This is a genomic window from Clostridium sp. AM43-3BH (genome assembly GCF_003479985.1).
In the GTDB taxonomy this organism is placed as follows: Bacteria; Bacillota; Clostridia; order Lachnospirales; family Lachnospiraceae; genus Otoolea; species Otoolea fessa.
The window spans coordinates 116,026-127,358 of record NZ_QUIH01000009.1 but is presented as its reverse complement, the minus strand read 5'-3'; the positions used below and the strand labels follow the sequence as shown (position 1 = coordinate 127,358).

Here is an 11,333-nt window from a genome sequence, read left to right as displayed (position 1 = left end):
AAAATTGAAACAGAAGTGGTGGATTTTATTAACCCTGCTGCTGTGTGGCTGCGGTGCTTCATCGCAGCCGGATCAAACGGGGGCGGTCCAGAATGACCGTCCTCGTTTATCTGCGTCTATGGAAGAGACGGCAGAAAATGTGGCAGCAGTAGAAAAAAACGAAAATTTAGAGAAAAATCCCTCAAATTCGAACCAGAATCCGGGAGAAGGGCAGAATTGGACAGTGTTTGCGATGGATACTGTGATGCAGTTTGACGCCTACGGCGGAAGTGCAAATTTGCAGGAAAAAGTGAAACGGCGGGTGGAAGAGCTGGAAGGGGAGCTTTCGACAACGCAGGAAAACAGCGATATTTTTCATCTGAACCAGGAGAAAACAGCGGAACTTTCAGCGGATACGCGTTATCTGATGCAGGAGGCGCTGGCGCTGGGAGCGGAAACAGATGGTGCACTTGATATATCAATTTACCCGATTGTGCGGAGTTGGGGATTTACAACGGGAAATTACCGGGTCCCCAGTGAGAACGAGCGGGAAAGCCTGCTTAAATCGGTCGATTATCGTCTGGTTGGTTTAGGAGCAGATACGGCGTCGATCGAGCCGGGAATGATGGTGGATCTAGGCGGCGTCGGAAAGGGATTTACCGGGGATGAGGTGGTAAAGGCTATGAAGGAGGACGGCGTGACAAGCGCGTTGTTCAGTCTTGGAGGTAATATCCAGACGATCGGAACGAAACCGGATGGCGAGAAATGGTATGTCGGTATCAAGGATCCGGAGAGCGACGGTTATCTGGGCGGAGTCGGGGTGCAGGATGAGGCGGTCATTACCTCCGGCGGCTATGAACGCTATTTTACGGACAATGACGGAACGATTTACTGGCATATCATGGATCCGTCCACCGGGACGCCGGCGCATAGCGGGCTGATTTCTGTGACAATCATCGGACCGTGCGGGCTGCGCTGCGATGGGCTTTCGACCGCCCTGTTTGTCATGGGACGGGAAAAGGCAGCGGCACATTGGGCGGCGCATCAGGACTATGAGGCAGTCCTAGTTGACGAGGGCGGCACGATCTGGCTGACGCCGGGCTTAAAAGACCGGTTTATTCCGGTGGATCAGGGGGAGACGCGGGAGATTCGGATATTGTGATTCTGGAACAGATCTAGTATAATGAGCAGAGAAAAGTGCATGCGAGTCAGATTTACAATTTATAACGAAGAGGTCGAAAATACCGTGAATGATAGATTGAAAAAGAAGCTTCTTTGCTTTGAGCGCGCTCTCTCCACATTGGAAGGATACGAGGGCTGGATGATAGGCACAACTACACTTCATCTGGACTGGCAGCCCAAACAGGGGGAGAATGAGTTTTGCCATACCAAATTAACTCCAGAAATCATCAAAAAAGGCCGCTCGGCAATCCGGGTCCGCATAGCGGCAGCGGAGGAGGAAAAGGAACGGGAAAATGAGGAGATGGAAGTGCTGCTGGTAAAACCGCGCCAGAGCGTCCTTGTCCCGGAAAAAGAGAAAATGCCGCTCATGAAAGCAATTACGGAACTGGGCAGTGAGGATGATGATACGCTGGTATTTAGCCGCAGCCAGATGGAAGAATATCTCCGGGAGGCGGCAGATACCAATCCGATCCATCAGGGAGAAGCGGCAGTTCTGCCGGGGTTTCTTGTTATGAATGCCTGTCTGCTTCGTCTGTGGAAGAAGGGCTGGATGAAGGGACAGACCGCTCTGGAAGTACGTTTTCTTGCCCCACTTCGTCCTGATGAGGAGGTATATCTGTCGGATTCGGGGCAGGAGGGAAGAAACGCGGTGTATCTGAGAGCGAAGCAAGAGGGAAAGGAAATTCTTTCGATTACAGAAAAATAGGGATGCCGATGATAAAGTGGGTGCAGAGGAGCTATGGATGTATATGTAAACCATTTATAAAAACAAGGTTGACAATTCACTGAAATTCCGATATACTCTTTTCTAGCAAAGATTCTCTGTGTGTGATTCATAGGAAAATGCATTACACGGCTTAGAATTTTATCACTGAGGAGGTATATATAATGAGTTCAGAGACAAGTGCAGTGAACGTACACGGCGCATGGAGCGCGAAGCGGCTTACACTTTTGGCGATGATGCTGGCTCTTATCAGTGTGTCTTCGTATATTGCGATTCCGCTTCCGTTTTCGGATGCAAAGATCACAGCGCAGACGATGATTGTCAACCTGATCGGTCTGCTGATTGCACCACAGGATACCATTTTAGTTATGGCGAGCTGGCTGCTGTTAGGCTTATGCGGCGTGCCGGTATTCAGCGGCGGAAGCGCAGGACCGGGAAAACTGCTTGGACCGAGCGGCGGTTACTATATCGGATTTCTGGTTGTAGCGTTCCTGATTTCCCTGTTTTGCCGGAAATGGAAAAATGTTGCATTCCAGACAGCGTTCCTGATTGTAGTTGGTATTCCGGTGATTTACGCATTCGGTGCAGGCTGGATGAAACACGTGACCGGACAGCCGTGGGGTGCAGTTATCGTGCAGTCGATAATTCCGTTTATTCCGCTGGACATCGTTAAGTGTGTGGCAGCGGTAGCACTTGGAAAGGCGCTGAAGCGGACGGGCTTATTTGGAAATTAGATAGAAAATAAAGATGGGATGTGGTAGTGAACAGAATCAGCCTTTTAGTGCAGAAATGCAGCCAGGAGGCATGAGGAGTCCGTTGCCGCATCCCTTTAATTTTAATTAGGAATAGAAGAAAAACAGGAGAAAAGTATGAATCACGTATATATTCTGGGCGGTTTGCGCAGTTACATCGGGGTGAAAGATGGAATGTACCGTCATATCCCGGCGGAAAAGCTGGGGGCGGAGGTGCTGCGGGAGGTGGTTTCGCGATTTGAGCTTCCAACCGATGCGATCGACTATATAATAGGAGGAAATGCGGTCGGGGGAGGCGGCAATATCACGCGTCTGGCGGCACTTTCGGCAGGGTTTCCAGAGCGGATTCCGGCAGTTACTTTGGATCTGCAGTGCGGGTCGGCGCTGGAGGCGATCAGCGCGGCAGCAGCCAAGATTGAGAGCGGGATGGCGGATCTGGTCATTGCCGGGGGAATGGAGAGTTCTTCGGTACAGCCGTACCGCATGATGTCCCCGAACCATCCGGAATATGACGGTGGAAAGGTGTATACGGTTGCACAGTTTGTGCCGGGAAAGCGCGGCGAGCAGGTTATGTTAGAGGGCGCGGAGGAGACTGCGATCCGGGAAAATGTCTCTAAGGAAGAGATGGACACCTGGGTGCTCCGGAGCCATAAGAGGGCGGCGCAGGCGCGCAAAGAGGGAATATTGGAGGATATAACGGTTTCCATCGACGGCAGCAGCCGGGATGAGGGAATCCGTCCGACAATGAGCCAGCGTCTGATCGACCGCCTGCCGTATCTGCTTCCAAATGGCACGAAAATCACGGCGGCAAATGCGTGCCTGATGCACGATGGCGCGGCATTTGTGGTACTTTGTTCGGAAAGGTTTTTGCGGGAACAGGGACGGAAAGCAGAATGCCGTTTCCGGTTTGGTACAGCGATCGGGGATGATCCGATGATGAGCCCAAAATCAGCCGTCAGCGCTGCTAAGGCGATACTTGCAAAAACGGGGCATTCTTATCAGGAGATCGATGCTTTTGAGGTCAATGAAGCGTTTGCCGTTATTGATGTTCTATTTGAACGTGCATTTCCGGGGATTGAAGACCGTTATAATATCTGGGGCGGGGCACTTGCCTTTGGGCATCCATATGGTGTCTCCGGCGCAATGATTCTGCTGCATCTGATGAAAGCACTGGAATATAAAAATGGGCATTTGGGAATGTGCTGCGTGGCAGCCGCCGGAGGGATCGGAAGCAGTATTCTGGTGGAGAAAGTAATGAAGTAGATGAAGACAGTGTTTGAATGATATAAAAAGTAAATGTGGTAAATTTAAAAGCTCAGATTGGTAAAAAGTTCTATATAAAAATAAGTAAAAGACAGGAATTAATCATGAAAGAAATACAGACACAATGTATAAATACATATCTGGATGCGCTCCGGGCATACCCGCCAGAGTGGGAAGCCCTGATCACGGAGAAAGAGCGCTATACGTTCGGGGAGCTCATCGAGGCGGCAGAACGTGTAAGGAAACATCCGAAAGAGATAGAAGAAAAACAGGGAAAACGTCACATCCACTGGATCCAGGAACCGACGATCGCGCATCAGCTTATTCAGTTTCTGGCATATGGAGACGGAAATACGGTTCCGGTGATTGCACCGTCCGATGTAAAAATTTCCGATGAATTGCGTGACGTGACACCTCCGGAAGGGGCATATATGGGTGTGATGACGTCGGGAACCTCCGGTCGTCAGAAAGTATTGTTCCGCTCCTTTGAAAGCTGGCACGATTTTTTTAAGCTTCAGAATAAGATTTTCAAAATGGGAGAGGGAAGCATTACGTTTATGCAGGGGAGCCTGGCGTTTACGGGCAACCTGAACCTTTATATGGCGCAGCTTGCGTCCGGCGGAAGCGTCGTTGCGGCGGATTCCTTTGATCCGCGCCTCTGGAAGCGGATGATCGAGGCAGAACAGGCGACCAGCGTCTATCTGATTCCGGTCAAGCTGCGGGCGCTGCGGCGTATCTATGAGCGGGAACAGGCGGTCAATTACCGGATTATTTCTTTTGTCAGCGGCTCCCAGAGTATGGGCGGTGCGGAGGCAGTGCAGTTTAAAAAGGCATTTCCCGAAGCGGAGATTACATTGTATTATGGCGCCAGCGAGCTGAACTATATTACCTATATCCGTGGAAGTGAGATGAAAGAAGATACGACGCTGGTTGGCCGTGCATTTCCAGAGGTGGATGTCTGGATTGAAAACGACCATTTTCATGTAAAAACGCGGTATGGAATCCTTGGAATTGGAAATGACGCGGTGATTGGGGATTGCGGTCACACAGATGCAGAGGGACTCTTCTATTTTGATGGGCGGGATGATGATATCTGCAACATAAATGGGAGAAAAGTGTCATCCCTCCGGGTCGAAGAAGCGGTGCGGACATTTCCGGGAGTGGCAGAGACGGCAGTGAAGGCAGTCCATGAGCATGGGCGCGATTATCTGAAAGTGTGGATTGTGTGGGAGAAAGAAGCTGAAAGGGAAGAAATTGCCGGAAGTGACAGCGAAAAAAGTGGTTGTACCAATATGGCAATTCGGGAATTTTTGGCAGAAAGACTGGCAGATTATGAGATTCCACGCGAATTTGTCTTTCTAAAGGAGTTTCCAAAGACTGAAAGCGGAAAGATTCGCAAAAAAGAACTGTGAAAAATGCTTTTTCTTGTCAAAAAAGAAAATTGCTTATTGTGCAAAATGACAAAAGAAAGACATAGGGGCAGCTTATGGAGATGCACTGATGGCAGCGATTGGAGTCGGATTCTACCAAGGTTTTTCAGATTTGCGCCAAGTAATCCAAAAGAAATGTATTTATAAGCCGGATTTAGAGAGGCATGAGTTATACAAGCCGTTTAGAAAGCTATTTGATGAATTATATAGGTGTAATCAGGAAATATTACATAGTTTATCTAAGCATAACAAGTAAATAAAAGATAAGGAAAGGCTTTTTGACTGTAATCATTGATATTACAATTGAAAAGCTTTTTCATTTATAGGTTCCCGATAATGTGTAAAAATGAAATTCAATCAACCGGGCAGAATATATGTTCGAAATTCCGCACTTTCCTTGCAATGAAAACTGTGCTATGGTATACTGAAAAGAAGATTTGGAGGCATTTTGAAGCGTTCTTTTTTTTGTTTGAACCAGATCTTGAACCAGTGAGAAAAGAAAGGAATTTACCGTGATTTCGTATGTAAAAGGCATCCTGGCGGAGAAAGCAAAGGACCGTATCGTGGTCGAGTCCGGCATGATGGGGATCGGGATTTTTGTCCCGATGTCGGTGCTGGAAGTTTTACCGCCGCTCGGGGAAGAGGTAAAGATATATACGCACCTGCAGGTGCGGGAGGATGATATGAGCCTGTACGGCTTTTTAAGCCGTTCGGATCTGGAGATGTTCCGCCAGCTTCTGGGGGTCAACGGCATTGGTCCGAAGGGGGCACTTGGCATCTTGTCGGCGCTGCGTCCGGAGGATCTGCGTCTTGCGGTTATGACTGGGGATGCGAAGGCGATCTCCCGTGCACCGGGCGTTGGGGCAAAGACGGCACAGCGGATCATTCTCGATTTGAAGGATAAAGTACAGGCAGAGGATCTGCTGACACCGCTGTTAGATGGCAGTGCGGCGGTTTCGCCGGCTGCGGGGAACGGGCTTTCAGGCAATGCGGTGAAGGAAGCCGTGGAGGCGCTGGTGGCGCTGGGATATACGAATGCCGAGGCGGTGAAGGCGGTCAAGAGCGCCAATGTGACGGAAGAGATGGATTCCGAGGCGGTATTGAAGGCATCGCTGAAATATCTGGCGTTTTTGTAAAACAACCTATGTGTCGGACATTCGAAATTGCAGGATCATAAAAAATAGTGGTGCTTGTGCGTCAGATGAAAATTTGGAATGTGTGGCAGATATGAGAAAATGGAACTGTCATGGCTTAATTGAATGAGAGAGAAAAACAGGAAAGACAGGAAACAAGTATGAGCAGAAGGACGATTACAACCGAGGTGACGGAGGAGGATAAGCGGATTGAGGGAAGTCTCCGCCCGCAGACCTTAGACGAATATATCGGTCAGGAGCGGATCAAATCGACGTTAAAGGTATTTATCCATGCGGCGAAATCCCGCGGCGAGGCGCTTGACCATGTTCTTTTCTATGGACCGCCGGGATTGGGAAAGACGACACTCAGCGGCATTATCGCCAATGAGATGGGAACCCGTATGAAGGTTACTTCCGGTCCGGCAATCGAGAAACCAGGGGAGATTGCGGCGATTCTCAACGGGCTCCAGGAGGGAGACGTCCTCTTTGTGGATGAGATTCACCGCTTAAACCGCCAGGTGGAAGAGGTGCTTTATCCGGCGATGGAGGACTATGCGATCGATATCATGTTGGGAAAAGATTCGACGGCGCGCTCGATTCGTCTGGATCTGCCGAAATTTACGCTGGTAGGCGCGACGACACGCGCGGGGCTTCTGACGGCGCCGCTGCGCGATCGCTTCGGCATCGTGCAGAAGATGGATTTTTATACGCCTGAAGAGCTGCAGACGATTGTCCTGCGGACGGCGGGAGTTCTGAATGTGGAGATTGATAAGACGGGCGCCTATGAGATTGCGAGACGTTCGAGAGGAACGCCGCGTCTGGCAAACCGCCTGTTAAAACGTGTGAGGGACTTTGCACAGGTCAAGTACAACGGCGTGATTACGAAAGAAGTCGCGGATTTTGCACTGGATATCCTTGATGTGGACAAGCTGGGACTTGACAACAACGACCGTGCGATCTTACATATGATTATCGACAAGTTTTCCGGCGGTCCGGTCGGGCTGGAGACGCTGGCGGCAGCGCTGGGCGAGGATGCTGGGACACTGGAAGATGTGTATGAACCGTATCTTCTGATGAACGGTCTGCTCAACCGGACTCCGCGTGGGCGGATGGCGACCGAAGCAGCGTATCGGCATCTCGGGTATGCCTGGAATCAAGCAAAAAACGGTATTTCTGAGATTTGATATTTGATTGATTTGAAGGTGGTATTTCTGTGTGGGTGACGTGACAACGTCGAACCATATTTATTAATAGATAGAAAGAAGAGAATGCGATGGCAAAACAGTATATAGATGTATTAATTGATGGAAAAGTGTATAGCCTGGGCGGCAGTGAGACGGAAGGATATGTACAGCAGATTGCCACGTATCTGAATGGGAAGATTTTCCAGCTCAAGGCGCAGCCGGGATTTTTGAAAATGCCGGAAGACTACCAGAGTATTATGACTTATCTGAATCTGGCGGATGATTATTTTAAAGAAAAAGAGAGTGCGAAGGCACTTGCATCCGACAAAGAGAGCATGGAAAAAGAGACATATCGTCTGAAACATGAGATGGTCAGCACCCAGATGAAACTCGAGAGTCTCCGCAATGAGCGCACCGTCAGCGAGGAAGAACTGGAGACAGCAAAGAAGGCGGCAAAAGAGGCAGCTGAGCAGGCGGAAGCTGCTAAAAATGAGGTACAGGCGCAGATTGAGCGTGTGAAAAAAGAAGCGCAGGGGCAGATCGAGGCTGTGAAGAAAACAGCACAGGAACAGGTTGAGTCTGCAAGAAAAGAAGCGCGGGGACAGATCGAGGCTGTGAAGAAAACAGCACAGGAACAGGTTGAGTCTGCAAGAAAAGAAGCGCAGGAGCAGATTGAACGTGCGAAGAGAGAGGTACAGGATCGCGTGGAATCCGCGGAAAAAGCAGCCCAGGATCGCGCTGCCAGGGCGGAGCAGACAGCCCGGGAGCAGGCAGAAGCTGCAAAGAAAGAGGCATTGGAACAGATTGCGGATGCAAAGAAGGAAGCAAACGATTTCCGTGGAGAAGCAGAGGTTTGGAAACAGGAGGCAGAAGATCAGCGTCTGGCGGTCGAGTCATCCCAGAGTGAAATCGCTTCTTTGCAGGACAAGCTGGAGATTTTCAAACAACAGCTTGAAGAAGCAAGACAGGCGGCGACAGCTGTGCAGACGGAAAAATCGCAGCTGGAAGCACGTCTGATGCAGACGGAACAGGAAAAACAAAGTGTAAAAGAGCAGCTGAGCCAGCTGGAGCAGGAAAAACAGACGATAAAGAAAGATCTGGAAGAGAGCCTCCAGGAGGCAGGGGCAGCACGTGAGGAACTGGCAGCTGTCCGTCAGGCACAGGTGGAGGCATATATGAAGCGGAAGCCATTTCCCAAGAGACAGGGAACGGTGGAACTGAAAGATGCAATTCTGCGGTTATAATGGGTGAAATGATATGAAAAAAAAGGTGGAAATTCTGGCACCGGCGGGTTCCTTCGATAGCATGAAAGCGGCGGTTGCTGCGGGGGCGGACGCAGTCTATATGGGCGGCAGCCGTTTCGGAGCCAGGGCATATGCGGAAAATCCGGATGAAACGGGGATGCTGGAAGCGCTCAACTACGTGCATATGCATGGGCGCCAGCTTTATATGACGGTCAATACGCTGGTAAAGGAAGACGAGATGGATGACTTATACGACTATCTGCTTCCGTATTACCAGGCGGGACTGGATGCCGTGATCGTGCAGGACATGGGCGTATTTTCTTATATCCGGGAGCATTTTCCGGATTTGCCGGTTCATGCGAGCACACAGATGACGATTACCGGACCGGAGGGCGCGGCGCTTATGACTAGAATGGGCGCGGTCCGCATCGTCACAGCGCGTGAACTTTCATTGGAAGAGATACGCCGCATTTATCAGGAGACGGGCGTGGAGATAGAGAGCTTTGTTCACGGGGCTCTCTGTTACTGTTATTCGGGACAATGCCTGTTCAGCAGCCTGATCGGCGGCAGAAGCGGCAACCGGGGACGATGCGCTCAGACCTGCCGGCTTCCGTTTGATGTCCTTCGGCGGCTGGATGAGAACAACCCGAATGAAAACAAAAAACAAAAGAAAGAAAATGGCGTGTTAAATCCGGGCGATTCCAAGTATGTGCTCAGTCTCAAGGATCTTTGTACGCTGGATATTTTGCCGGATATTCTGGAAGCAGGCGTTTATTCCTTGAAAATCGAAGGACGCATGAAGAGTCCGCGCTATACGGCAGGCGTGGTGCGCCTGTACCGGAAATATGTAGATTTATATTTAAAGAATGGCAGAAAAGGTTACCGGGTTGACCCGAAAGACCGGAAGGAGCTGCTGGATCTGTTTGACCGCGGCGGTCAGACGTTAGGCTATTATACCGAGCACAATGGACGCGATATGGTGGTCTGCCATGAGAAACCGGCATTCCGCCAGGAAAACCGGGAACTTTACCAGTATCTGGACAAAACGTATGTGGAAGCAGAGGTGAAAGAACCGGTTCAGGGGTTTGCGCGTGTCTGTGAAGGCGAACCGCTGCAGCTGACGCTTCAATACGAAGATCCGCTGACGGGAGAAAGCCGGATGGCAGGCGGAATCGGAGCAGTTGTCCAGACGGCAGTGAAACAGCCGATGAGCAAGGAACGGATTGAGAAACAGCTCGGAAAAACGGGAAATACGCCGTATTATTTTGAAAATCTGGAAGTGGAGACAGGCGGCAGCCCCTTTGTGCCGGTGCAGGAGTTAAATGAACTCCGCCGCTCTGCGTTTGAGCAGCTGACCGAGGAGATACTGCGTCCATACCGCCGGGAGATACCGGAAAATAGGGCGTGCGGGACAGGAAAAGGATGGCAAAATCCGGAAGAAAAGAATCTGGAAGAAAATAACCAGACAGGTTCGGAATCAGAAAAAACCAGCCCGGCTCAGGACGTTGAACTCACAGCAGATTTACCTGTACAGAGCCAGAAAACGCTGTTTGAGAATAAAAAAGGGAATAAAACAGCTCTGTACCACATCCACGTTTCGGTCGAACACCCGGCACAGTTAAAAGTGGCGTTATCCGTACCGGAAGTCGGCGCCATCTATCTGGATAGTGCTGAATTTGGCGTCGAACAGTGGAACGAATGGGTATCGCGCTGCCATGAGGCAGACAAGCAGTGTCTTTTGGTAATGCCGCATATTTTCCGCGATCGGGCAAAGGAATATTTTGAAACACATCGTTCCAGGCTGGAATCGGCGGGATTTGACGGTCTTGTCATCCGGGCATGGGAAGAGCTGGAACTGGTGCGCGAGTGGAAGATTTCCATCCCGCTTGTGATGGATTATGGTATTTATACGATGAATCACCGGGCGGAGGATTTTGTGCGGGAGATGGCGCCGGAGTTTTCGATGCGTTTTACCCTTCCGGTCGAGCTCAACAGCCGGGAGTTGGAGGCGCGCGACAGCCGGGAACGGGAACTTCTCGTATATGGTTCGATCCCGGTCATGGTAACCGCCCAGTGCATCCGGAAAACAGTGGAAGGATGCAGTAAATGTCCGGAATATCTGTATCTGCGGGATCGCAAAAAGAAGGTATTTCCGGTAAGGAACCAGTGCCGTTTCTGCTGCAATACGATCTACAATTCCAGCCCCCTGTCGCTTTTGAAGGATAAAAAGCAGATAGACCGCCTGCAGCCGGAGGTGTTGCGTCTGGCATTTACGTCGGAGAGTGCGGCACAGACCGGGGAAGTGCTGGATGCCTACGTGAAGACCTTCCTCCATCAGGAACCGGTGGAGCTGGAGGGCGAATTTACAAGAGGTCATTTTAAGAGGGGCGTAGAGTAGCGTGTGTACCGGGAATCTTCCGGGTACACATGAAAAGGAGGATC

The 11,333-nt window shown here is 50.5% G+C and carries 10 protein-coding genes; all 10 read left to right on the top strand.

The window, feature by feature from the left end; all coding sequences use genetic code 11:
- Positions 1-4 precede the first annotated feature (4 nt).
- On the top strand, positions 5-1,141 hold the full coding sequence (locus tag DW931_RS14155; protein WP_227589401.1) for an FAD:protein FMN transferase: 1,137 nt from the start codon (positions 5-7) through the stop codon (positions 1,139-1,141).
- An 84-nt stretch (positions 1,142-1,225) separates the two neighbouring features.
- Positions 1,226-1,867: a hypothetical protein gene (locus tag DW931_RS14150; protein WP_147353092.1), complete on the top strand. Its 642-nt coding sequence runs from the start codon at positions 1,226-1,228 to the stop codon at positions 1,865-1,867.
- A gap of 182 nt (positions 1,868-2,049) precedes the next feature.
- Positions 2,050-2,619, top strand: coding sequence for a biotin transporter BioY (locus DW931_RS14145; protein ID WP_022360190.1), 570 nt, complete (start codon positions 2,050-2,052; stop codon positions 2,617-2,619).
- A gap of 135 nt (positions 2,620-2,754) precedes the next feature.
- Positions 2,755-3,900 carry an acetyl-CoA C-acyltransferase gene (locus DW931_RS14140; protein ID WP_118467324.1) on the top strand — a complete coding sequence of 382 codons (1,146 nt, stop codon included), beginning with the start codon at positions 2,755-2,757 and terminating at the stop codon, positions 3,898-3,900.
- 104 nt (positions 3,901-4,004) lie between these two features.
- Positions 4,005-5,312, top strand: coding sequence for an AMP-binding protein (locus DW931_RS14135; protein ID WP_118467326.1), 1,308 nt, complete (start codon positions 4,005-4,007; stop codon positions 5,310-5,312).
- Between the two features lie 88 nt (positions 5,313-5,400).
- Positions 5,401-5,586 (top strand): hypothetical protein, encoded by a 186-nt coding sequence (locus DW931_RS14130; RefSeq protein WP_118467328.1) that lies wholly within the window; start codon positions 5,401-5,403, stop codon positions 5,584-5,586.
- Positions 5,587-5,842: 256 nt separating this feature from the next.
- Positions 5,843-6,466: a Holliday junction branch migration protein RuvA gene (ruvA, locus tag DW931_RS14120; protein WP_022360178.1), complete on the top strand. Its 624-nt coding sequence runs from the start codon at positions 5,843-5,845 to the stop codon at positions 6,464-6,466.
- 158 nt (positions 6,467-6,624) lie between these two features.
- Positions 6,625-7,647 carry a Holliday junction branch migration DNA helicase RuvB gene (ruvB, locus tag DW931_RS14115; protein ID WP_107001650.1) on the top strand — a complete coding sequence of 341 codons (1,023 nt, stop codon included), beginning with the start codon at positions 6,625-6,627 and terminating at the stop codon, positions 7,645-7,647.
- A gap of 89 nt (positions 7,648-7,736) precedes the next feature.
- Positions 7,737-8,891, top strand: a complete 1,155-nt coding sequence (locus tag DW931_RS15995) for a cell division protein ZapA (RefSeq protein WP_182430031.1) — start codon at positions 7,737-7,739, stop codon at positions 8,889-8,891.
- A gap of 13 nt (positions 8,892-8,904) precedes the next feature.
- Positions 8,905-11,289: a DUF3656 domain-containing protein gene (locus tag DW931_RS14105; protein WP_118467332.1), complete on the top strand. Its 2,385-nt coding sequence runs from the start codon at positions 8,905-8,907 to the stop codon at positions 11,287-11,289.
- Positions 11,290-11,333 lie beyond the last annotated feature (44 nt).

What these genes read in the sequence shown, in the direction of transcription:
- DW931_RS14145 (WP_022360190.1), top strand. Translation starts at nt 2,050, where the DNA reads ATGAGTTCAGAGACAAGTGCAGTGAACGTACACGGCGCATGGAGCGCG.
- ruvB (WP_107001650.1), top strand. Translation starts at nt 6,625, where the DNA reads ATGAGCAGAAGGACGATTACAACCGAGGTGACGGAGGAGGATAAGCGG.
- DW931_RS14135 (WP_118467326.1), top strand. Translation starts at nt 4,005, where the DNA reads ATGAAAGAAATACAGACACAATGTATAAATACATATCTGGATGCGCTC.
- DW931_RS14130 (WP_118467328.1), top strand. Translation starts at nt 5,401, where the DNA reads ATGGCAGCGATTGGAGTCGGATTCTACCAAGGTTTTTCAGATTTGCGC.
- DW931_RS15995 (WP_182430031.1), top strand. Translation starts at nt 7,737, where the DNA reads ATGGCAAAACAGTATATAGATGTATTAATTGATGGAAAAGTGTATAGC.
- DW931_RS14105 (WP_118467332.1), top strand. Translation starts at nt 8,905, where the DNA reads ATGAAAAAAAAGGTGGAAATTCTGGCACCGGCGGGTTCCTTCGATAGC.
- DW931_RS14140 (WP_118467324.1), top strand. Translation starts at nt 2,755, where the DNA reads ATGAATCACGTATATATTCTGGGCGGTTTGCGCAGTTACATCGGGGTG.